The organism is Streptomyces sp. 3-6, from assembly GCF_056323165.1.
In genome coordinates this window covers 81,670-103,822 of sequence record NZ_JBWHZP010000004.1, presented here as the reverse complement: position 1 = coordinate 103,822, position 22,153 = coordinate 81,670, and the positions used below count along the sequence as shown (strand labels likewise).

Here is a 22,153-nt window from a genome sequence, read left to right as displayed (position 1 = left end):
CACAAATCCTGTGCGTTTTGCCCGAAATGTCGGCTCTCATGAGAGCTGACCTGGACTTTTCCGCTGTTCTCGCTGACTCTGGCCGAGTTGGCCGCTAGTCTCCGACGCAGAGTGAACGGGCAAGCGTGTTGCTCGTGGCTCCCCAGGTGTGGGGCGACTAGGTTCCTCACCGGTCCGTATCCGACAGTTCGACATCCGAGGTGACGTAGGCGTGGCTCTTCCGCCCCTTACCCCTGAACAGCGCGCAGCCGCGCTCGAAAAGGCCGCCGCGGCTCGCCGGGAGCGGGCCGAGGTCAAGAATCGACTCAAGCACTCCGGCGCCTCCCTCCACGAGGTCATCAAGCAGGGCCAGGAGAACGACGTCATCGGCAAGATGAAGGTCTCCGCCCTGCTCGAGTCCCTGCCCGGCGTCGGGAAAGTCCGTGCCAAGCAGATCATGGAGCGTCTGGGCATCTCCGAGAGCCGCCGCGTGCGGGGTCTCGGGTCCAACCAGATCGCGTCCCTGGAGCGGGAGTTCGGCAGCACCGGCTCCTGAGTCCCGGGCAGTGGGGGACAGCTGGAATAATCGCCGTATGGCAGCAACACCCCGGGGGACCACCCCCGTACCCCCGGACGCAGGTCCGCGGCTGACCGTGCTCTCCGGCCCCTCCGGGGTCGGCAAGAGCACGGTCGTCGCCCATATGCGCAACGAACACCCCGAGGTCTGGCTCTCGGTGTCGGCGACGACCCGCAAGCCCCGCCCCGGCGAACAGCACGGCGTCCAGTACTACTTCGTCAGCGACGAGGAGATGGACAAGCTGATCGCCAACGGCGAGCTGCTGGAGTGGGCCGAGTTCGCCGGCAACCGCTACGGCACGCCCCGCGCGGCCGTGCTGGAGCGCCTGGAGGCGGGCGTGCCCGTCCTGCTGGAGATCGACCTCCAGGGTGCCCGGCAGGTCCGCGAGACGATGCGCGAGGCCCGGCTGGTCTTCCTGGCCCCTCCCTCCTGGGAGGAGCTGGTGCGCCGGCTCACCGGCCGGGGCACCGAGTCGCCCGAGGTCATCGAGCGCCGCCTGCTGGCCGCGAAGACCGAACTGGCGGCGGAGCCGGAGTTCGACGCGACCCTGGTCAACACCTCCGTCGAGGACGTGGCCCGCGAGCTGCTAGCCTTGATGAACGTCGAGTGATCCTGAGCGATCGTTCAGTGATCATCCAGTGATCACCCGTACATCATCTTTCCCATCCATCGGAAGGTAGAGCGTGTCCTCTTCCATCTCCGCGCCCGAGGGCATCATCAACCCGCCGATCGACGAGCTCCTCGAGGCCACGGACTCGAAGTACAGCCTCGTGATCTACGCGGCCAAGCGGGCCCGCCAGATCAACGCGTACTACTCGCAGCTCGGCGAGGGTCTCCTCGAGTACGTCGGTCCCCTCGTCGACACCCACGTCCACGAGAAGCCGCTCTCGATCGCGCTGCGCGAGATCAACGCGGGCCTGCTGACCTCCGAGGCCGTCGAGGGCCCCGGTCAGTAGGCACGCACCAGGTGCAGCGTCCAGCTGACCTCGTCCCGGACCCGGCAGGCCGCCTGCCGGGTCCGTGGTGTGTCATGGGGTCCTACGTTTTCCGGATCGGGGAGTGACGGTGGACAAGCCGAAGGTCGTCCTGGGCGTCAGCGGCGGCATCGCCGCCTACAAGGCGTGCGAGCTGCTGAGGAGGCTGACCGAGTCCGGGCACGACGTCCGGGTCGTGCCCACCGCCTCCGCGCTGCACTTCGTCGGCGCCGCCACCTGGTCCGCGCTGTCCGGCAACCCGGTGTCCACCGAGGTGTGGGACGACGTGCACGAGGTCCCGCACGTCCGCATCGGCCAGCACGCCGACCTGGTGGTCGTCGCCCCGGCCACGGCCGACACCCTCGCCCGGGCCGCCCACGGCCTGGCCGACGACCTGCTCACCAACACCCTGCTCACCGCCCGCTGCCCGGTGGTCTTCGCCCCCGCCATGCACACGGAGATGTGGGAGCACCCGGCCACCCAGGACAACGTGGCGACCCTCCGCGCGCGCGGCGCCGTCGTCATCGAACCGGCCGTCGGCCGTCTCACCGGCGTCGACACCGGCAAGGGCCGGCTGCCCGACCCCGGCGAGATCTTCGAGGTCTGCCGCCGGGTCCTCGCCCGCGGCACCGCCGGCCCCGACCTCGCCGGCCGGCACGTCGTCGTCAGCGCCGGCGGGACCCGCGAGCCGCTCGACCCCGTCCGCTTCCTCGGCAACCGCTCCTCCGGCAAGCAGGGCTACGCCCTCGCCCGCACCGCCGCCGCCCGGGGCGCCCGGGTCACGCTGGTCGCCGCCAACGCCGCCCTGCCCGACCCGGCCGGGGTGGACGTCGTCCCCGTCGGCACGGCCCTGGAACTGCGCGAGGCGGTGCTCCGGGCGGCCGCGGACGCCGACGCCGTGGTGATGGCGGCCGCCGTCGCCGACTTCCGCCCGGCCGCCTACGCCGCCGGCAAGATCAAGAAGCAGGACGGCCGGGAGCCGGAGCCCGTCGCCCTGGTCCGCAACCCCGACGTGCTCGCCGAGATCGCCGCCGAGCGGGCCCGCCCCGGCCAGGTCGTCGTGGGCTTCGCCGCCGAGACCGACGACGTCCTCGCCAACGGGCGCGCCAAGCTCAAGCGCAAGGGCTGCGACCTGCTGGTGGTCAACGAGGTGGGCGAGCGCCGCACCTTCGGCTCGGAGGAGAACGAGGCCGTGGTGCTCGGCGCCGACGGCAGCGAGACGCCCGTGGCGCACGGACCCAAGGAGGCCCTGGCCGACACCGTGTGGGACCTCGTGGCCCGCCGGCTGGCCTGAAGGCGCTTCCGGAGCTCCGGGCTCCCTCGAAAGGCCCCGCGCGCGGGCGTGGCGCCTCTGGTCAACGACCCCCGGCTGCGGGCAGAATGCCCGTGCCGCAGGTCACAGCACTCCCGAGAGGCGAGACGGGATGACCCGCGGCCGAGTGCGACCGATAAACTGTCCGACGGACGGCGCCGGGTGCAGCCCCCGCCGTCCGCCCATGATCAGCCAGCAGCCGCTGCAACCCCAGGGAGCATCGTGTCCCGTCGTCTGTTCACCTCGGAGTCCGTGACCGAGGGTCACCCCGACAAGATCGCTGACCAGATCAGCGACACCATCCTCGACGCCCTCCTGCGCGAGGACCCCACCTCCCGCGTCGCCGTCGAGACCCTGATCACGACCGGACTGGTGCACGTCGCCGGCGAGGTCACGACCAAGACGTACGCGGACATCGCGACGCTGGTCCGCAACAAGATCCTCGAGATCGGCTACGACTCGTCGAAGAAGGGCTTCGACGGTGCCTCCTGCGGTGTCTCGGTGTCGATCGGCGCGCAGTCACCGGACATCGCGCAGGGCGTCGACACGGCCTACGAGACCCGCGTCGAGGGCGACGACGACGAACTGGACCGGCAGGGCGCCGGTGACCAGGGCCTGATGTTCGGTTACGCGACGGACGAGACGCCGACGCTGATGCCGTTGCCCGTTTTCCTCGCGCACCGCCTGGCCAAGCGCCTGTCCGACGTGCGCAAGAACGGCACGATCCCCTACCTCCGCCCCGACGGCAAGACCCAGGTCACCATCGAGTACGACGGCGACAAGGCCGTCCGCCTGGACACCGTCGTGGTCTCCTCCCAGCACGCCAGCGACATCGACCTGGAGTCGCTGCTCGCCCCCGACATCCGCGAGTTCGTCGTGGAGCCGGAGCTGAAGGCGCTGCTCGACGAGGGCATCAAGCTGGACACGGAGAACTACCGGCTGCTGGTCAACCCCACCGGACGCTTCGAGATCGGCGGCCCGATGGGCGACGCCGGCCTCACCGGCCGCAAGATCATCATCGACACCTACGGCGGCATGGCCCGCCACGGCGGCGGCGCCTTCTCCGGCAAGGACCCGTCCAAGGTGGACCGCTCCGCCGCGTACGCGATGCGCTGGGTCGCCAAGAACGTGGTCGCGGCCGGTCTGGCCTCGCGCTGCGAGGTCCAGGTCGCGTACGCGATCGGCAAGGCGGAGCCGGTCGGCCTGTTCGTGGAGACCTTCGGCACCGCCAAGGTGGACACCGACCGCATCGAGCGGGCCATCGACGAGGTCTTCGACCTGCGTCCGGCCGCGATCATCCGCGACCTGAACCTGCTCCGCCCGATCTACTCCCAGACCGCCGCGTACGGCCACTTCGGCCGTGAGCTGCCCGACTTCACCTGGGAGCGCACCGACCGCGTCGACGAGCTGCGCAAGGCCGCCGGGCTGTAGTCCGGCCCTCCCGCCCCGCCCGGGCCCGGCACCCCGCCGACGGGGTGCCGGGCCCCGCGCGTCGTCCGCGGAAGCGCTCGACGGACGGCCGGCGGGCGCCCGGCTGTCGGTGCCGTTTGGTAAGAATGCAAGCGTGAGCAGCGAGAACGGCCGGCCGGACGGCGATGCGCGGGACGCACCGCCGGAACAGCTCGCGCTCATCCGGGAGACCGTGCGCACGGCCCGCGTGCCCCGCGCCAAGCCCCGGACCTGGCGGGGCGCCGCGCTCGCCGCGTCGCTGCCGGTCGCCCGGGTCCTCGTCGACAAGGGCGTCCTGCACCTCGACCGCTACTTCGACTACGCCGTGCCCGAGGAGCTGGACGCCGACGCGCAGCCGGGCGTCCGCGTCCGCGTGCGCTTCGGCGCCGGCCGGCACCGGGTCCGCGACGGGCGGCGCGAGGGCGGCGGACTGATCGACGGCTTCCTCGTCGAGCGGCGCGCCGAGTCCGACTACTCCGGCCCCCTCGCGGCGCTCGCCCAGGTCGTCTCGCCCGAGCCGGTGCTCAGCGAGGAACTGCTCGGCCTCGCCCGCTCCGTCGCCGACCGCTACGCCGGAAGCGTCGCCGACGTGCTGCAGCTCGCCGTGCCCCCCCGCAACGCCCGCGCAGAGAAGCGTCCCTCGCCCGACCCGCTGCCGCCCCCCGAGGCGCCCGAGCCGGGCTCCTGGGCGCGCTACGAACAGGGACCCGGGTTCCTGCGGGCGCTGGCCGCCGGCGGTGCCCCGCGGGCCGTGTGGAACGCGCTGCCGGGACCCGGGTGGAGCGAGGAACTGGCCCGGGCCGTCGCCGCGACCCTCGCCTCCGGACGCGGCGCCCTCGTCGTCCTGCCGGACGGCCGCGCCGTCGCCCGCCTCGACGCCGCGCTCACCGCCCTCCTCGGCGACGGCCGGCACGCGGTGCTCACCGCTGACGCCGGGCCCGAGAAGCGGTACGCCCGCTGGCTCGCCGTCCGCCGCGGCGCGGTGCGCGCGGTCATCGGCACCCGGGCCGCGATGTTCGCCCCCGTGGCCGACCTGGGGCTGGTCGCCCTGTGGGACGACGGCGACGACAGCCACAGCGAGCCGCACGCCCCGCAGCCGCACGCCCGGGAGGTGCTGCTGCTGCGCGCCGCCCAGGACGGCTGCGGCTTCCTGCTGGGCGGCTGGAGCTGCACCGTCGAGGCCGCCCAGCTGGTCGAGACGGGCTGGGCCGGACCTCTCGTCGCCGGGCGGGAGCGGGCCCGGGAGGCGGCCCCGCTGGTGCGGACCGTCGGCGACGGCGACCTCGCGCGCGACGAGGCCGCCCGCGCCGCCCGGCTGCCGACGCTCGCCTGGCAGGCGGTACGGGAGGGCCTGCGGCACGGACCGGTGCTGGTGCAGGTGCCCCGGCGCGGCTACGTGCCCCGCATGGCCTGCGCCCGCTGCCGGGAACCGGCGCGCTGCCGCCACTGCTCGGGGCCGCTGGAGGCGCCCGGAGCGGGTGACCTGCGCTGCGGCTGGTGCGGGCGCGAGGAGGGCGGCTGGCACTGCCCGGAGTGCGGCGGCTTCCGCCTGCGCGCCCAGGTGGTCGGCGCGCGGCGCACCGCCGAGGAACTGGGCCGGGCCTTCCCGGCCGTCCCAGTGCGCACCTCCGGGCGCGAACACGTGCTGGACACGGTGCCGGGGACGCCCGCGCTGGTGGTGAGCACCCCGGGCGCCGAACCGGTCGCCGAGGGCGGCTACGCGGCGGCCCTGCTGCTCGACGGCTGGGCCATGCTGAGCCGTCCCGATTTGCGGGCCGGCGAGGACGCCCTGCGGCGCTGGATCGCCGCCGCCGCCCTGGTCCGGCCGCAGTCGGCGGGCGGCACGGTGGTCGTCGTCGCCGAGCCGACGCTGCGTCCGGTGCAGGCGCTGGTGCGCTGGGACCCGGTGGGGCACGCGCTGCGGGAACTGGCCGAGCGCGCCGAGCTGGGCTTCCCTCCGGTCTCCCGGATGGCGGCGGTCGCGGGTCCCCCCGAGGCGGTGGCGGCCTTCCTGACCGCCGTCGACCTCCCCGCCGAGGCAGAGGTCCTCGGCCCCGTCCCGCTCCCGGTCACCCCGGCCGGGCGCCCGCGCCGCCCCGGTGCGCCACCGCCCGGCGAGCACTGGGAACGGGCCCTGATCCGCGTCCCCCCGGGCCGCGGCGCCGTCCTGGCCCGCGCCCTGAAGACCGCCCAGGCCGCCCGCACGGCCCGCGCGGGCGGCCATCCGGTCTGGGTCCGCATCGACCCGCCGGACATCGGCTGAGGGCCGGGGGCGGGGTAGGTCCGCGCGGGCCGGCGGTGGGTTCTCATGAGTGCCGAAGGCGGTTTCGCGTAAGGGCCGGTGGCTGGGTCCGCCCGGGGCGCCTCCGGATGCGGAGAGGGCCGTTGCCGTGGTGGCCCCGGTCGCCGGTCCGGCCGGCCCGGCGGGCGCCGCCTCATTGCGGCGCGGGTGCACGAGGGGTGGACGCGGACGGCGGCGCGGGGGCCGGGGCACGGGCAGGCCGTTGTGCCCCGACGCGCCGGTGCGTCGCCCCTGGGGGACGGCTGGGATCCGCCGACGGCTGCTTGCCCGCTTCCGGACCGCCCCCGCCCCGGCCGGGCGCGAAACCGCCCCGGCCGGGCGCGAAACCGCCCCGGCCGGGCGCGAAACCGCCCCGGCCGGGCGCGAGCCCGCCGCACGGGAGCGGCCCGTCCCGGTCTCAGACGAGGACGAGCGGCTTCTCCAGCACCTCGGCGTTCTTGAGGACGTCGACGGACTGGGCATCGGTGACGACCTGCTGGGCCGCGTTCTGGCTGTTCGCCGAGTGGCCGGCGCTTCCCGCTGTGTTCCCGTGGTGCACGGCGCTGTTCTGGCCGACGAGCCCGATGACGCCGAGCTCGCTCCCGACGAGGCCGCTCGGGGCGGGGTCGGCGCAGGCGGGGGCGGCCCCCGCGAGGGCGGCGACTCCGGCGACGGCGGCGGCGCCGAGCGCCCGGCTGAGGATCCTGTTCATGCTCGGGCAACGAGGCATGCGGCTCCGTGGACACGACCGGTTCGGGGCGGTTCCACCGCGGGACGGGGCGGTCACCTCTCCGGGGCCGCCGGCCCGTCCGGCTCCTCGGCGTCGTCCAGAGCGGCGCACCCGCGACGCGCCGCCGCCCTCCCGGCGCTGGAGGCGGGGAGGGCGGTGTGTTGGGAGGCGGCGTCAGCCGTTGCGGGGGCCGGGGAAGGCGGTCGGGCGGGGCTCGTCCCGCAGCGACGGGCTGCCCGCCGTGGGCTGGGTCGGCATGGAGCGGGCGGCGGGGACGGAGGGCACGGCGGTGCCCACGTTGACCGTCCGGGTGCCGGACGGCTCCGCGCCGCGCTCGGTGGGCTCGGCGGCCGGGGCCTGCGCCGGGGTCCTGCGGGCGCCGTAACGGCGGTGCACCGCCTGCTTGGTGACGCCGAGGGCGGAGCCGACCGCGTCCCACGAGAAGCCCAGGGAGCGGTCGAAGTCGACGGCCGCCGTCACCAGCGTCTCGACGCTGTCCCGCAGTTCCTGGGCGAGCCGGACGGTGGGGGCGGGCGCGCGTCCGTAGACGACGAAGCCCGTGGAGGGACCGGGGCGGCGCGGGCGGTAGACGTTGCCCAGCTGGGCGGTGAGGGTGCGCAGTGCGTCCACCTGCCGGCGGACCCGCTCGATGTCCCGCACCAGCAAGTGCAGGCTGGCCCGAGCCTGGGCGTCGTGGGTTGCGTGGTCGGCCATGAACAAGCCTCTCGAACCGGCGTTGAAAGGGAGGGGCCCGCCTCGGGCCCGGTGGGGGGTCAACTCTCTCTTGACCAACGCCGATCCGGTCCGCGGGTCACGGGGGCCCTGCCTTCGGCCCGGGAAATTTTGCCCGCCCGTGTCCCGCAGCCGTCCCGCCGCTGCCCCGCCGTGGCCCGCGCACGCCTGGGCCCGCGTCCCGTCCGCCCTGCCCCCGGAGCCGCGGGGCGCGCCCTTCTGCCGGGGTTTCTCCCGGTCCGGTTCACTCGTCTCGGTGAGGGGCGCGGACCGCTGCCGCCCTACACTGGTGCGCTGCCCGCACCGTCCCCGCCCGAGAGGCCCGAACCACCCCATGAAGCTGGTCTTCGCCGGCACCCCCGAGGTCGCCGTTCCCGCCCTGGACGCCCTCCTCGCCTCCGGACGGCACGAGGTGGCCGCCGTCGTCACCCGGCCCGACGCGCCGGCGGGGCGGGGGCGCAGGCTCGTCGCCTCACCCGTCGCCGAACGGGCGGCCGACGCGGGGATCGAGGTGCTGAAGCCCGCCCGGCCGAAGGACCCGGACTTCCTGGACCGGCTCGCCGCGATCGCCCCCGACTGCTGCCCCGTCGTCGCCTACGGCGCTCTGCTGCCCCGCGCCGCCCTCGACATCCCCGCCCGGGGCTGGGTCAACCTGCACTTCTCGCTGCTGCCCGCCTGGCGCGGTGCCGCGCCCGTGCAGCACGCCATCATGGCGGGCGACGAGATCACGGGCGCCTCGACCTTCCTCATCGAGGAGGGTCTCGACTCGGGGCCGGTGTACGGCACGGTCACCGAGGAGATCCGCCCCACCGACACCAGCGGGGACCTGCTGACCCGGCTGGCGTTCGCCGGGTCCGGGCTGCTCGCCGCCACCATGGACGGCATCGAGGACGGCACCCTGCAGGCGGTGCCGCAGCCCGCCGACGGCGTCACCCACGCCCCCAAGGTGACCGTGGAGGACGCCCGGGTCGACTGGCGCGCCCCGGCCCTGCGCGTCGACCGGGTGGTGCGCGGCTGCACGCCGGCCCCCGGCGCCTGGACCGTCTTCCGCGGCGAGCGGCTCAAGCTGGTCCAGGTCGCACCGGTTCCCGGCCGCACCGGCCTCGCGCCGGGCGAGCTCTCCGCGGGCAAGAACGACGTGCACGTCGGCACCGGTTCGCACGCCGTGGAGCTGCTGTGGGTGCAGGCCCAGGGCAAGAAGCCGATGCGGGCGGCCGACTGGGCGCGCGGCGTGCGCATCGGCCCGGGGGAGACCCTCGGCGCCTGACCCGCCCGCACCGCCGCCCCCGTACCGCGACGGCGTGGGGCCACCGGGGGAGCCCTGCCCGGCCCGTGCGGGCCGGCCCCGGAGCGCGACGGTGAAGGCGGCCGCCGGGGGAGGCCCTCGCCGGACCCGCGCGGACCGTCCCCGTAGCGCAACGCGAGGGTGGGCCGCCGGGGGAGCCCCGTCCGACCCTCCGAACCCACCGACCCGCCCCGTCCCGCGACGGCGCAGCCCCTCGCGGGAGCCCCCCGCCCGACCCGCGCGGACCGCCCGCCGGCCGCCACGACGTACGCTGGAACGCGCACGTCATCCCACACCCGGAGCACCTTTTCGTGAGCGACCAGCCCCGTCGGCCCCGCCGGACCGGCAAGCCGTACCGTCGGCCCCAGAAGGACCCCGTCCGCGTCCTCGCCTTCGAGGCCCTGCGGGCCGTGGACGAGCGGGACGCCTACGCCAACCTGGTGCTGCCGCCGCTGCTGCGCGCCGCGCGCGAGAAGGGGGAGCTGGACGCCCGGGACGCGGCCCTCGCCACCGAGCTGGTGTACGGCACGCTGCGCCGCCAGGGCACCTACGACGCCGTCGTCGCGGCCTGCGTCGACCGGCCGCTGCGCGAGGTCGACCCGCCGGTGCTGGACGTGCTGACGCTCGGCGCGCACCAGTTGCTCGGCACCCGGATCCCGGCGCACGCCGCCGTGTCCGCGTCCGTCGAGCTGGCCCGGGTGGTGCTCGGCGACGGGCGGGCCAAGTTCGTCAACGCCGTGCTGCGCAAGGTCGCCCGGCAGGACCTCGACGCCTGGCTGGAGCAGGTCGCGCCGCCCTACGACGAGGATCCCGAGGACCACCTCGCCGTCGTCCACGCGCACCCGCGCTGGATCGTCTCGGCGCTGTGGGACTCCCTCGGCGGCGGACGGGACGGCATCGAGGACCTGCTGCGCGCCGACAACGAGCGCCCCGAGGTGACCCTGGTGGCCCGGCCCGGCCGCGCCACCCCCGCCGAGCTGCTCGACGAGCAGGCCGCCGTGCCGGGACGCTGGTCCCCGTACGCGGTGCGCCTGTCCGAGGGCGGCGAACCCGGCGCCGTGCCGGCCGTCGCGGAGGGCCGGGCGGGCGTGCAGGACGAGGGCAGCCAGCTGGTCGCCCTCGCGCTCGCCGCCGCCCCCCTGGACGGCCCCGACCGGCTCTGGCTGGACGGCTGCGCGGGCCCCGGCGGCAAGGCCGCGCTGCTGGGCGCGCTCGCCGCGGAACGCGGAGCCGTGCTGCTCGCCTCCGAGAAGCAGCCGCACCGGGCCGGGCTGGTCGCCCGGGCGCTGGCCGGGAACCCCGGGCCGTACCAGGTGATCACCGCCGACGGGACCCGTCCGCCGTGGCGGCCGGGCAGCTTCGACCGGGTCCTGGTCGACGTGCCGTGCACCGGGCTCGGCGCCCTGCGCCGCCGCCCCGAGGCGCGCTGGCGGCGCCGCCCGGACGACCTGGACGGGTTCGCGCCCCTGCAGCGCGGGCTGCTGCGCACCGCCCTGGAGTCCGTGCGGGTCGGCGGAGTGGTCGGCTACGCCACCTGCTCGCCGCACCTGGCCGAGACCCGGGCCGTGGTCGCCGACCTGCTCAAGCAGTTCCCGGACACCGAGCTGATCGACGCCCGGCCGCTGCTGCCGGACGTGCCGGACCTGGGTGAGGGCCCCGACATCCAGCTCTGGCCGCACCTGCACGGGACGGACGCCATGTACCTGGCGCTGATCCGCCGGACCGGGTGACACCCGCCCGCTCTCCGTTCGCGGGGCCCCCGGCGGGCGACCGGAACGCCCTGCGGAACGGCAGAGGTCTGGACCGGCGCGGGGCGGCGGCGCCGGGCATGGCAGTCTTGGTGCATGGCCGCGCAGATCAACCCCAGTATCCTGTCCGCCGATTTCGCCCGCCTCGCGGACGAGGCGAGGGCGGTCGAGGGAGCCGACTGGCTCCACGTCGACGTCATGGACAACCACTTCGTCCCGAACCTCACGCTCGGCGTGCCGGTCGTGGAGTCGCTCGCCCGCGCGACGGACACCCCGCTGGACTGCCACCTGATGATCGAGGCCCCCGACCGGTGGGCGCCCCAGTACGTGGAGGCGGGGGCCGGGTCGGTCACCTTCCACGTCGAGGCCGCCGCCGCCCCGGTCCGCCTCGCCCGCGAGATCCGGGCCAAGGGCGCCCGCGCCTCGATGGCGCTCAAGCCGGCCACGCCGGTCGAGCCGTACGAGGACCTGCTCCCCGAGCTGGACATGCTCCTGATCATGACGGTCGAGCCGGGCTTCGGCGGGCAGGCGTTCCTCGACATCATGCTGCCGAAGATCCGCCGGACCCGGGAGCTGATCCGCAAGCACGGTCTGGAGCTGTGGCTGCAGGTCGACGGCGGGGTCTCGGCGTCCACCATCGAGCAGTGCGCGGACGCGGGCGCCGACGTCTTCGTGGCCGGTTCCGCCGTGTACGGGGCCGAGGACCCGGCCGAGGCGGTCCGTGCCCTGCGCGGCCGGGCGGAGGCCGCCACGGCCAAGGCGTCCTGGGCGTGCGACCACTGAGCGTCGGGAACGTGAACGGCGCCCCGCAGGGCTGATCGACAGCGCCGCATCTGCAAGGATGAACGGCGAACCCAGAGTGTGAACAAGCAGTGAGGAGATCGCCGTGTCGGGTATGTCGGCGGGCCGGTCAGCCATGCGGATGGGACCCGCTGAGCTGGTGCAGGCGGCGGCCATGGCCCGCCGCTTCTACCTCGAGGGCAAGTCCAAGATCCAGATCGCCGAGGAGTTCGGCGTCAGCCGCTTCAAGGTGGCCCGTGTCCTGGAGACCGCCCTCGAACGGGATCTGGTGCGCATCGAGATCCGGGTACCGGCCGAACTGGACGCGGACCGCTCGGACGCGCTGCGGGCCCGCTACGGCCTCAGGCACGCCGTGGTGGTCGAGTCCCCGGCCGACGCCGAGGAGACGCCCGACCCCGAGAACCTGGGAGAGGTGGCCGCCGACCTGCTCGGCGAACTGGTCGACGAGGGGGACGTGCTGGGCCTCGCCTGGGGCCGTTCCACCATCCACATGGCCGCGGCTCTGGACCGGCTGCCCCCGTGCACCGTGGTGCAGCTGACCGGCGTGTACGACGCCGGGACCGCCGAACGCGGCTCCGTGGAGGCCGTGCGCCGGGCCGCCCAGGTGTCCGGCGGCGACGCCCACCCCATTTACGCGCCGATGCTGCTCCCGGACGCGGCCACCGCCCAGGCGCTGCGGCACCAGACCGGCATCGCGCGGGCCTTCGAGTACTTCGACAAGGTCACCGTGGCGTGCGTGTCCATCGGCTCCTGGGAGCCGGGGATCTCCACGGTGCACGACATGCTCAGCGACGAGGAGCGGGCGCACTACGCCTCCCTCGGCGTCGCCGCCGAGATGTCCGCCCACCTCTTCGACTCCGCGGGCCGCCGGGTCGGGCGCGACCTGGGGGAGCGGTGCATCACGGTCAAGGCGGACCAGCTCCGCCGCATCCCCGAGGTGGTCGCCATCGCGGGCGGGCAGCGCAAGGGCCCGGCGATCGACGCGGTGCTCCGCTCCGGCCTCGTCACCAGCCTGGTGACCGACACCTCGGCCGCCGATCACCTGCTGGCGGCCGGTCCGGCGCCGAAGCCGGCCCTCAACCGGACGGATCCGGACGGCATCTGACACCTCGTCACCCGGGCGCGGCGGGTCCCCACCGGACCCGCCGCGCCCGGGCGTTCCCGTGACCGTCGGCGGTTCCTCCAAGACGGTGCCGGGCGGGCTGGACGATGCGACCAGGTGGGTGCGGGCGCCGGGCGTGCGAGAATGAAGTACGTGCTCTTTCCCCCTGGCAGACCTGTCCGGGGGCCACCTCTGATCGACTGGGATGTGCAGCACGTGCGTTTCCTCAACGACATCCAGCCCCCGTACGACCTGACGTACGACGACGTCTTCATGGTGCCGAGCCGCTCCGCGGTCGGCTCGCGGCAGGGCGTGGACCTCAGCTCCCCGGACGGCACGGGCACCACCATCCCGCTCGTCGTCGCCAACATGACCGCGATCGCCGGGCGCCGCATGGCCGAGACCGTGGCCCGCCGCGGCGGGCTGGTGGTCATCCCGCAGGACATCCCGATCGAGGTCGTCACCGAGGTCGTGGCCTGGGTCAAGAGCCGCCACCTGGTGCTCGACACCCCCATCGTGCTCGCCCCGCACCAGACCGTGGCCGACGCCCTGTCCCTGCTGCCCAAGCGGGCGCACGACGCCGGTGTCGTGGTGGACGACGAGGGGCGCCCGGTCGGCGTCGTCACCGACCGGGACCTGTCCGGCGTGGACCGCTTCACCCAGCTCGCCGAGGTCATGTCCCGGGACCTGCTGCTCATCGACGCCGCCATGGACCCCCGGGAGGCCTTCAACACCCTCGACGGCGCCAACCGGCGCTACGCCCCGGCCGTCGACTCCGGCGGGCGCCTCGCGGGCATCCTGACCCGCAAGGGCGCCCTGCGCGCCACGCTGTACACGCCGGCCACCGACGCCCGGGGGCGGCTGCGCATCGCCGCCGCCGTCGGCATCAACGGCGACGTGGCGGGCAGGGCCCGGCAGCTGCTGGAGGCGGGCGTCGACACCCTCGTCATCGACACCGCGCACGGCCACCAGGAGTCGATGATCAACGCGCTGAAGCTGGTGCGCGACCTCGACCCGCAGGTCCCGGTCGTCGCGGGCAACGTCGTCGCCGCGGCCGGGGTGCGCGACCTGATCGAGGCCGGCGCGGACATCGTCAAGGTCGGGGTCGGCCCCGGCGCCATGTGCACCACCCGCATGATGACCGGCGTCGGCCGGCCGCAGTTCTCCGCCGTGCTGGAGTGCGCCGCGGAGGCGGCGAAGCACGGCAAGCACGTCTGGGCCGACGGCGGCATCCGCCACCCGCGCGACGTGGCGATGGCCCTCGCGGCCGGCGCGTCCAACGTGATGGTCGGCTCCTGGTTCGCCGGGACCTACGAGTCCCCGGGCGACCTCCAGCACGACGCGAACGGCCGGCCGTACAAGGAGTCCTTCGGCATGGCCTCCGCGCGCGCCGTGCGCAACCGCACCTCGGAGGAGTCGGCCTACGACCGCGCCCGCAAGGCGCTGTTCGAGGAGGGCATCTCCACCTCCCGGATGTTCCTGGACCCCGACCGCCCCGGCGTCGAGGACCTCATCGACTCGATCATCGCGGGCGTCCGCTCCTCCTGCACCTACGCCGGCGCCGGCTCGCTGCAGGAGTTCGCGGAGCGGGCCGTGATCGGCGTCCAGAGCGCCGCCGGCTACGCCGAGGGCAAGCCGCTGCACGCCAGCTGGACCTGACCGGCCCCCCACCCCCGTCCGCCGGCTCCTCCGTCCCGCCCCACGGGCCGGAGGAGCCCCTTGGCGTGCCCGGAACCGGCCGGGGATCTCATCGGCGCGCCCGGACCCCCGGAACCGTCCGGGGATCACGTCGGTGTGCCGGGAAGCGTCCGGGGATCCCTGGGGCGGTCCCGGAACCGGCCGGCGGTCCCCTTGGCGGGCCCGGAACCGTCCGGGAACTCCTGGCGCGCCCGGAACCCGGCCGGCGGAGCCCCATCGGGCGCCCCGAGCCGCCGGGAAGCCCCTTCACACGCGCGGAACCGGCCGGCGAACGGCGGCGCGCAACGAACATCCGTCCCGCTCCGGTCAACGCAATGATCTTGCGGAGGTGCGCAAGATTGCTGCATTTCGAAGGCAACGTGTGAACTCGTAGGGTTACGCGCTGTACGTGGTGCGGCAGGGACCCGCTCGACGGGTCCCCGGCTGCCGCCGGAGCCGTCGGTCCCTGGCGCGGCAGACCGGCAGTGACGAAGGAGTCAGCGCGTGCTCGACCAAGGCGCACCCCCGCTCAACCCGCCTTCCCCGACCCCGCCCGGCCGGGGCGTCGGCGCGCGCCTGATGCGCCGCAAGCCGGTGGAACGCCTGGTCGCGGAGGGCGGTCAGGGGGAGGGCGGGTCACTGCGCCGCTCCCTGGGGCTGTGGCAGCTCACCATGATCAGCATCGGTGCCACCCTCGGCACCGGCATCTTCGTGGTGCTCGGCGAGGCCGTCCCCAAGGCCGGCCCGGCCGTCACCCTGTCCTTCGTGATCGCGGGATTCACCGCCCTGTTCTCCGCCCTCTCCTACGCGGAACTGGCGGGCACCATCCCGGTCTCCGGCTCCTCCTACTCGTACGCGTACGCAACGATGGGCGAACTCGTCGCCTGGGTCTGCGGCTGGTGCCTGATGCTGGAGTACGGCGTCTCGGTCGCCGCCGTCGCCGTCGGCTGGGGCGAGTACCTCAACGAACTGCTCGACGGCACCATCGGCGTCACCCTCCCCGCCGCGCTGTCGGCGCCCCCCGGCGACGGCGGCATCTTCAACCTGCCGGCGCTGATCGTCGTCCTGCTCGCCATGGCCTTCCTGATGGGCGGCGCCCGCGAGTCCGCACGGGCCAACACGATCATGGTCGTGGTGAAGGTCGGCGCCCTCGTCCTGTTCTGCGCCATCGGCGTCCAGGGCTTCCGGTCCGGCAACTACGACAACTTCATGCCGCTCGGCATGGCCGGCGTCAGCGCCGCCGGAGCGACGCTGTTCTTCTCCTACATCGGCTTCGACGCCGCCTCCACGGCCGGCGAGGAGGCCAGGAACGCCCAGCGCGACCTGCCCCGCGCCATCCTGCTGTCGCTCGCCATCATCACCGCGCTGTACGTGCTGGTCGCCGCCGTCGCGGTGGGCGCCAAGCCCTGGCAGAAGTTCACCGAGTCGGAGGCCGACCTCGCGCAGATCATGAGCGAGGTCACCGGCCAGACCTTCTGGGGCACCCTGCTGGCGTTCTGCGCCGTCATCGCCATCGCCAGCGTCGTCCTCACCGTGCTCTACGGCCAGACCCGCATCCTGTTCGCCATGTCCCGCGACGGGCTCGTGCCCAAGGTGTTCGGCAAGGTCAGCCGGCAGACCGGCACGCCCCGCCGCAACACCCTGATCGTCTCCCTGTTCTGCGGCGTGCTCGCCGCCGCCGTCCCGCTCGGCCAGCTCGCCGACGCCACCAGCATCGGTACCCTGTTCGCGTTCGCCCTGGTCAACGTGGCCGTCGTGGTGCTGCGCCGGACCCGCCCCGACATGCCCCGCACCTTCCGGGTGCCGCTGTCGCCGGTGCTGCCCGCCGTCGGCCTCGGCTTCTGCCTGTGGATGATGGGCAGCCTGTCCACCGTCACCTGGGTGGTCTTCGGTGTCTGGATGGCCGCCGGACTCGTGTTCTACTTCGGGTACGGCTACCGCCGCTCCCGGCTCGCCGCATCGGACCTCTCGGAAGCAAAGTGAACCACCCGCAGTGCTGAACGATCTCGACGAACGCATCGTGCACGCCCTCGCCGAGGACGCCCGCCGGTCCTACGCGGACATCGGCCAGCTCGTCGGCCTGTCCGCACCCGCCGTGAAGCGGCGCGTGGACCGGCTGCGCGCCACCGGGGCCATCACCGGATTCACCGTCCGGGTCGACCCGGCCGCCCTCGGCTGGGAGACCGAGGGGTTCGTCGAGATCTACTGCCGCGGCAACACCTCCCCGGAGACCATCCAGCGCGGACTGGAGCGCTACCAGGAGGTCGTGTCCGCCTCCACCGTCACCGGGGAGGCGGACGCGGTCGCCCAGGTCTTCGCCTCCGACATGCGCCACTTCGAACGGGTGCTGGAACGCATCGCCGGGGAGCCCTTCGTCGAGCGGACCAAGTCCGTGCTGGTGCTGTCCCCGCTGCTGCGCCGCTTCTCCTCCGGGTCGCCCACCTGAGACCCGGGGAGCGCCGGACGCCGGGCGCGCCGCCTCCGTCCGGGGAAACGCCCGGACGGGACCGGGCCCGGCCGACTACCATCGGTCTCATGACCTGGCGACATTGATCCACCCGCCGCGCCTCCCGAGGGCCGCCGCGGGCGCCGTACGTCCTCCACGTCCGGTGTCCGCATCGCCCCCACGGGAAGGCCCCATGACCTCCACGTCCACGCGTGCGCCCCGCGGCCCCGTCCGCCGGCTGACCCGCACGCTGTACGGCTACGCGTTCCTCGAGGAATGCGTCCTGCTCTACCCGGTGTACGCCCTGCTGTTCAGCGACACCGGCCTCTCCGTCGCCCAGATCTCGTCCCTGTTCGCCCTCTGGTCGATCACCGGCATCCTGCTGGAGATCCCGTCCGGCGCCTGGGCCGACACCGTCTCCCGCCGCCTGCTGCTGTGGACCGGCCCGCTGTTCACGGCCGCCGGGTTCGCCCTGTGGACCCTCCTCCCCTCCTACGGGGCGTTCGCGGCCGGCTTCGTGCTGTGGGGCGTCGGCGGGGCGCTGGTCTCCGGCGCCCTGGAGGCGCTGGTCCACGACGAGCTGGACCACCTCGGCGCCGCCGGGAACTACGCCCGCGTCATGGGCCGGGCCCGGGCGGCCGGGCTGGCCGCCGTGGTGACGGCGATGCTGCTCGCCGGCCCGGTCCTCACCCTGGGCGGCCACGCCGCGGTCGGCGCGGCCAGCGTCCTGGCGTGCCTGCTGGCCTCGGCCACGGCCACCCGGTTCCCCGAACACCGCACCCCGGCCCCCGACCGCACCGGCTGGACCACGGCCCTGCGCACCGGGCTCGCCGAGGCGCGGGCCGACCGGTCGGTGCGGGGTGCCCTGCTGCTGGTCCCGGCGGTCGGCGCGGTCTGGGGCGCCCTGGACGAGTACACCCCGCTGCTGGTCCGCGACACCGGCGTGGCGGACGGCACCGTGCCCCTCCTGCTCGTGCTGATCTGGGCCGGAGCCACCGCCGGGAGCCTGCTGGCCGGGGAGGGCGAACGCCTCGGCACCCCCGGCCTCGCCCTGCTGCTGGCGGGCGGCGGACTCGCCCTGGCCGTCGGCTCCGCCACCGGGACCCCGGCCGCCCTGCTCCTCGTGGCCGTCGCCTTCGGCTGCTTCCAGGCGGCCACGGTCCTGGCCGACGCCCGGCTCCAGCACCGCATCGGCAGCAGCGGGCGGGCCACCCTGACCTCGGTGGCGGGACTGGGCACCGAGCTGGCCACGGTCGCCGTCTTCGGCGGCTACGCCCTGCTCGCCGCCCACGCCCCGCACGGCACCGTCTTCGCGGTCCTCGCGGTGCCGTACCTGGCGACGGCCCTGCTCCTGCTCCTCCCGGGGCCGCGCCGTCGAGGCCCCGGCCGGCACCGGGAGAGGGCCACGACAGCCGCCGCCGGGGACGCCGACGGCCGGTGACCGCCCCGGACCGCACCGCGCCGCGCCGCCGGGCGGGGCGGGCCGGGGTATCGGTGGCCGCCCGTCCGCCCCGGCGGACCGCCCCGATCCCGTACCCGCCGGTACCCCCGCCCTGACCTGCGGATCCGCCCCCCGGGCGGCCCGTCGGCGGCCCGTGCAACGAATCACCGCGGACCGCCCCCGACACGCAACGAACCGCTCACCGGCGCGCAACGGCTCCGCCTTGTCCGGGTGAGCGGCGCGACCGTACGGTCTAGCTGACCCCCTGACACCCGCGTACCGGTGAGGAACACGCATGCGCACCGCCCTGCTCCAGAGCTCCGGACGGCCCGGATCCGTCGCCGGGAACCTCAAGGTCCTCGACGAGGCCGCCGGCCGTGCCGCCGCCGCGGGAGCCGGGCTGCTCGTGACCTCGGAGATGTTCCTCACCGGCTACGCCATCGGCGACGACATCGCGCGGCTGGCCGAGCCGGCCGACGGCGACGCCGCCGACGCCGTCGCGGAGACCGCCGTCCGGCACGGCCTGGCCATCGCGTACTCCTACCCCGAGCGCGCCGGCGACGTGGTGCACAACTCCGTCCAGCTCATCCGCGCCGACGGGACCCGCCTGGCGAACTACCGCAAGACGCACCTCTACGGCTGCTTCGAGCGGGAGCACTTCACCCCGGGCGACCGCCCCGTCGTGCAGGCCGAACTCGACGGCCTCACCGTCGGCCTGGTGATCTGCTACGACGTCGAGTTCCCGGAGTACGTCCGGGCCCACGCCCTGGCCGGCACGGACCTGCTGCTGGTGCCCACCGCCGTGATGCACCCGTACCAGTTCGTCGCCGAGTCGGTCGTGCCGGTCCGCGCCTTCGAGAACCAGATGTACATCGCCTACGCCAACCGGGTCGGCACGGAAGGCGAGTTCGAGTTCGCCGGCCTGTCCGTGCTGGCCGGCCCCGACGGAGTCGCCCGCGCCCGGGCGGGCCGCGGCGAGGAACTCGTCTGGGCCGACGCCGACCCGGAGTTCCTGGCCGCCTCCCGCGAGGCCAACCCCTACCTGAGCGACCGCCGCCCGGAGCTCTACGAGCCGCCGCCCGCCTGAACCGCCGCCGCCCGTCCCCTCCCGGCCGCACCCCGGCCGCCCCCCACCCGCCGTACCCCGGTCCCACCCGTGCAAGGAGTCCGCACCCCATGACGTCCACGGTGCCCAACGCCGTCGAGCACGCCGACGACAACCTGCCGCCGATCACCATGTTCGGCCCGGACTTCCCGTACGCCTACGACGACTTCCTCGCCCACCCGGCCGGTCTCGGGCAGGTGCCCGCGACCGAGCACGGCACCGAGGTCGCCGTCATCGGCGGCGGCCTGTCCGGCATCGTCGCCGCGTACGAGCTGATGAAGATGGGCCTCAAGCCGGTCGTCCACGAGGCCGACCGGATCGGCGGACGGCTGCGCACCGTCGGCTTCGACGGGTGCGACCCCTCCCTCACCGCGGAGATGGGCGCCATGCGCTTCCCGCCCTCCTCCACGGCGCTCCAGCACTACATCGACCTCGTGGGACTGGAGACCCGCCCGTTCCCCAACCCGCTCGCCGAGGCCACCCCGTCGACCGTCGTCGACCTCAAGGGCGAGTCCCACTACGCCGAGACCCTCGACGACCTGCCCCAGGTCTACCGGGACGTGGCCGACGCCTGGGCGAGGTGCCTGGAGGAGGGCGCCGACTTCTCCGACATGAACCGCGCGCTGCGCGAGCGGGACGTCCCGCGCATCCGGGAGATCTGGTCCCGGCTGGTGGAGAAGCTGGATCACCAGACGTTCTACGGCTTCCTCTGCGAGTCCGAGGCCTTCCGGTCCTTCCGGCACCGCGAGATCTTCGGCCAGGTCGGCTTCGGCACCGGCGGCTGGGACACCGACTTCCCCAACTCCATCCTGGAGATCCTCCGCGTCGTCTACACCGAGGCCGACGACCACCACCGCGGCATCGTCGGCGGCTCCCAGCAGCTGCCGCTGCGCCTGTGGGAGCGGGAACCGCAGAAGATCGTCCACTGGCCCCACGGCACCTCGCTGAAGTCCCTGCACGCGGCCGGCGAGCCCCGCCCGGCGGTCACCCGGCTGCACCGCACCGCGGGCAACCGCATCACGGTGACCGACGCCGACGGCGACATCCGCACCTACCGGGCGGCGATCTTCACCGCCCAGTCCTGGATGCTGCTGTCCAAGGTGGCCTGCGACGACGCGCTGTTCCCCATCGACCACTGGACCGCGATCGAGCGCACCCACTACATGGAGAGCTCCAAGCTGTTCGTGCCCGTCGACCGGCCCTTCTGGCTGGACAAGGACGAGGAGACGGGCCGGGACGTCATGTCGATGACGCTCACCGACCGGATGACCCGCGGCACCTACCTGCTGGACGACGGCCCGGACCGGCCCGCCGTCATCTGCCTCTCCTACACCTGGTGCGACGACAGCCTGAAGTGGCTGCCGCTGTCCGCGAACGAGCGGATGGAGGTCATGCTGAAGTCGCTCGGCGAGATCTACCCGAAGGTCGACATCCGCAAGCACATCATCGGCAACCCGGTCACCGTCTCCTGGGAGAACGAGCCCTACTTCATGGGCGCGTTCAAGGCCAACCTGCCGGGCCACTACCGCTACCAGCGGCGCCTGTTCACCCACTTCATGCAGGACCGGCTGCCCGAGCACAAGCGGGGCATCTTTCTCGCCGGCGACGACATCTCCTGGACGGCCGGCTGGGCGGAGGGCGCCGTGCAGACCGCGCTCAACGCCGTCTGGGGCGTCATGCACCACCTCGGCGGGGAGACCGACCCGACCAACCCCGGCCCCGGCGACGTCTACGACGAGATCGCGCCGGTGGAACTCCCCGAGGACTGACACCCCCTGCCCGGCCGGCCGGCCCTCCCCTCCGGCCCGCCGGGCAGCGGTGTGAGCAGCATCCGCCCCGCGAAGCCCACCGCCGTGTCCAGCCGGGCGGTGAGATCGGCCGCGACCTCCGGCAGCCCGCGCAGCGCCCACAGGGCACGGGCCGCGGTCCACGCCGCGTCGCGGGCCCGCTCCAGGCTCCAGGCACCCAGCAGATGGGTCAGCGGGTCCGCGAGCTCCAGCAGGTCGGGGCCCGGCATCAGCTCTTCGCGGATCTGCTCCTCCAGCGAGACGAGCAGGTCGCCCACGCGGTCGAAGTCGTCCTCCAGACGCGCCGGTTCGCAGTCGAGCGTACGGCAGGTGTCCAGCACGGCGAGCGCCAGATCGTGGCCGATGTGCGCGTTGATGCCCGCCAGCGCGAACTGCAGCGGGCGTACGCCGGGATGGCGGCGGAACTGGAACAGCGGGCGCCAGCAGGCCGGCGGACGGCGGTCCTCGAACACCGCGTCGAGCGCCGCCAGATAACGCTCCGCGAACCGCACGTCCAGGGTCGTCGCGGCCGGGGCGTCGGCGAAGCGGCCCGCGTCGAGGTGCCGGTCCACCGACTCGGTGACGGCGAGGTAGACGCGGTTGAAGACCCCCACCCCGTCCCCCGGGGGCAGGGCGGCGTCGACGGCACGCATCCGGGCGATGACGGTGTCCACCGGCGTCAGGACGTGTTCGCACTGCGACATGCGCGCAGAGTCGCACGTTTAGG

General features: G+C 74.4%; 19 protein-coding genes. 16 read left to right on the top strand and 3 right to left on the bottom strand.

Annotated features, from left to right (window positions below):
• The first annotated feature begins 211 nt into the window (after positions 1–211).
• The 6 genes from AC02VZ_RS08030 to AC02VZ_RS08005 all read left to right on the top strand — a co-directional run bounded on the left by AC02VZ_RS08030 (position 212) and on the right by AC02VZ_RS08005 (position 6,554).
• Positions 212–535 (top strand): integration host factor, encoded by a 324-nt coding sequence (locus AC02VZ_RS08030; protein WP_003977346.1) that lies wholly within the window; start codon positions 212–214, stop codon positions 533–535.
• A 37-nt stretch (positions 536–572) separates the two neighbouring features.
• The gene (gene gmk / locus AC02VZ_RS08025) at positions 573–1,166 is read left to right on the top strand and encodes a guanylate kinase (protein ID WP_476474944.1); all 594 of its coding nucleotides are present in this window, start codon (positions 573–575) and stop codon (positions 1,164–1,166) included.
• A 73-nt stretch (positions 1,167–1,239) separates the two neighbouring features.
• Positions 1,240–1,512, top strand: coding sequence for a DNA-directed RNA polymerase subunit omega (gene rpoZ / locus AC02VZ_RS08020; RefSeq protein ID WP_004933985.1), 273 nt, complete (start codon positions 1,240–1,242; stop codon positions 1,510–1,512).
• 109 nt (positions 1,513–1,621) lie between these two features.
• Positions 1,622–2,824, top strand: coding sequence for a bifunctional phosphopantothenoylcysteine decarboxylase/phosphopantothenate--cysteine ligase CoaBC (gene coaBC, locus AC02VZ_RS08015; RefSeq protein ID WP_476474943.1), 1,203 nt, complete (start codon positions 1,622–1,624; stop codon positions 2,822–2,824).
• Positions 2,825–3,064: 240 nt separating this feature from the next.
• Positions 3,065–4,273, top strand: coding sequence for a methionine adenosyltransferase (gene metK / locus AC02VZ_RS08010; RefSeq protein ID WP_476474942.1), 1,209 nt, complete (start codon positions 3,065–3,067; stop codon positions 4,271–4,273).
• A gap of 133 nt (positions 4,274–4,406) precedes the next feature.
• A complete protein-coding gene (locus AC02VZ_RS08005) occupies positions 4,407–6,554 on the top strand; it encodes a primosomal protein N' (RefSeq protein WP_476474941.1) in 2,148 nt (715 codons plus the stop codon).
• Positions 6,555–6,990: 436 nt separating this feature from the next.
• Here the strand turns inward: AC02VZ_RS08005 and AC02VZ_RS08000 are convergent, their stop codons facing one another.
• Complete coding sequence (locus AC02VZ_RS08000) at positions 6,991–7,284, bottom strand: hypothetical protein (protein WP_476474940.1); 294 nt, start codon at positions 7,282–7,284, stop codon at positions 6,991–6,993.
• A gap of 192 nt (positions 7,285–7,476) precedes the next feature.
• The gene (locus AC02VZ_RS07995) at positions 7,477–8,016 is read right to left on the bottom strand and encodes a hypothetical protein (RefSeq protein ID WP_476474939.1); all 540 of its coding nucleotides are present in this window, start codon (positions 8,014–8,016) and stop codon (positions 7,477–7,479) included.
• Positions 8,017–8,368: 352 nt separating this feature from the next.
• Here AC02VZ_RS07995 and fmt point away from each other — a divergent pair, with 352 nt between their 5' ends.
• The 10 genes from fmt to AC02VZ_RS07945 all read left to right on the top strand — a co-directional run bounded on the left by fmt (position 8,369) and on the right by AC02VZ_RS07945 (position 21,408).
• The gene (gene fmt, locus AC02VZ_RS07990; RefSeq protein ID WP_476474938.1) at positions 8,369–9,301 is read left to right on the top strand and encodes a methionyl-tRNA formyltransferase; all 933 of its coding nucleotides are present in this window, start codon (positions 8,369–8,371) and stop codon (positions 9,299–9,301) included.
• 329 nt (positions 9,302–9,630) lie between these two features.
• Complete coding sequence (locus tag AC02VZ_RS07985) at positions 9,631–11,049, top strand: RsmB/NOP family class I SAM-dependent RNA methyltransferase (RefSeq protein ID WP_476474937.1); 1,419 nt, start codon at positions 9,631–9,633, stop codon at positions 11,047–11,049.
• Between the two features lie 114 nt (positions 11,050–11,163).
• A complete protein-coding gene (gene rpe / locus AC02VZ_RS07980; RefSeq protein WP_476474936.1) occupies positions 11,164–11,850 on the top strand; it encodes a ribulose-phosphate 3-epimerase in 687 nt (228 codons plus the stop codon).
• Positions 11,851–11,983: 133 nt separating this feature from the next.
• The gene (locus AC02VZ_RS07975; RefSeq protein ID WP_437033416.1) at positions 11,984–12,973 is read left to right on the top strand and encodes a sugar-binding transcriptional regulator; all 990 of its coding nucleotides are present in this window, start codon (positions 11,984–11,986) and stop codon (positions 12,971–12,973) included.
• Positions 12,974–13,186: 213 nt separating this feature from the next.
• Entirely contained in the window at positions 13,187–14,629 is a 1,443-nt protein-coding gene (locus AC02VZ_RS07970) for a GuaB1 family IMP dehydrogenase-related protein (protein WP_432056431.1), read from the top strand.
• Between the two features lie 522 nt (positions 14,630–15,151).
• Entirely contained in the window at positions 15,152–16,630 is a 1,479-nt protein-coding gene (locus AC02VZ_RS07965) for an amino acid permease (RefSeq protein ID WP_476474935.1), read from the top strand.
• A 10-nt stretch (positions 16,631–16,640) separates the two neighbouring features.
• Complete coding sequence (locus tag AC02VZ_RS07960; RefSeq protein ID WP_362093384.1) at positions 16,641–17,093, top strand: Lrp/AsnC family transcriptional regulator; 453 nt, start codon at positions 16,641–16,643, stop codon at positions 17,091–17,093.
• A gap of 193 nt (positions 17,094–17,286) precedes the next feature.
• Positions 17,287–18,534 (top strand): MFS transporter, encoded by a 1,248-nt coding sequence (locus tag AC02VZ_RS07955; RefSeq protein WP_432056426.1) that lies wholly within the window; start codon positions 17,287–17,289, stop codon positions 18,532–18,534.
• A gap of 295 nt (positions 18,535–18,829) precedes the next feature.
• A complete protein-coding gene (locus tag AC02VZ_RS07950) occupies positions 18,830–19,621 on the top strand; it encodes a carbon-nitrogen hydrolase family protein (protein WP_432056425.1) in 792 nt (263 codons plus the stop codon).
• 89 nt (positions 19,622–19,710) lie between these two features.
• On the top strand, positions 19,711–21,408 hold the full coding sequence (locus AC02VZ_RS07945; protein WP_432056424.1) for a flavin monoamine oxidase family protein: 1,698 nt from the start codon (positions 19,711–19,713) through the stop codon (positions 21,406–21,408).
• On the opposite strand, the gene AC02VZ_RS07940 is transcribed toward AC02VZ_RS07945, so the two are convergent.
• Positions 21,369–22,130, bottom strand: coding sequence for a DUF5995 family protein (locus AC02VZ_RS07940; protein WP_432056423.1), 762 nt, complete (start codon positions 22,128–22,130; stop codon positions 21,369–21,371). The two genes, AC02VZ_RS07945 and AC02VZ_RS07940, sit on opposite strands and share 40 nt — an antisense overlap.
• Positions 22,131–22,153: the final 23 nt, after the last annotated feature.

Coding starts and splice junctions, on each gene's coding strand:
- gmk (WP_476474944.1), top strand. CDS start 573: ATGGCAGCAACACCCCGGGGGACCACCCCCGTACCCCCGGACGCAGGT.
- AC02VZ_RS08000 (WP_476474940.1), bottom strand. CDS start 7,284: ATGAACAGGATCCTCAGCCGGGCGCTCGGCGCCGCCGCCGTCGCCGGA.
- AC02VZ_RS07940 (WP_432056423.1), bottom strand. CDS start 22,130: ATGTCGCAGTGCGAACACGTCCTGACGCCGGTGGACACCGTCATCGCC.
- AC02VZ_RS07945 (WP_432056424.1), top strand. CDS start 19,711: ATGACGTCCACGGTGCCCAACGCCGTCGAGCACGCCGACGACAACCTG.
- rpe (WP_476474936.1), top strand. CDS start 11,164: ATGGCCGCGCAGATCAACCCCAGTATCCTGTCCGCCGATTTCGCCCGC.
- fmt (WP_476474938.1), top strand. CDS start 8,369: ATGAAGCTGGTCTTCGCCGGCACCCCCGAGGTCGCCGTTCCCGCCCTG.
- AC02VZ_RS07975 (WP_437033416.1), top strand. CDS start 11,984: ATGCGGATGGGACCCGCTGAGCTGGTGCAGGCGGCGGCCATGGCCCGC.
- AC02VZ_RS07955 (WP_432056426.1), top strand. CDS start 17,287: ATGACCTCCACGTCCACGCGTGCGCCCCGCGGCCCCGTCCGCCGGCTG.
- AC02VZ_RS07950 (WP_432056425.1), top strand. CDS start 18,830: ATGCGCACCGCCCTGCTCCAGAGCTCCGGACGGCCCGGATCCGTCGCC.
- AC02VZ_RS07995 (WP_476474939.1), bottom strand. CDS start 8,016: ATGGCCGACCACGCAACCCACGACGCCCAGGCTCGGGCCAGCCTGCAC.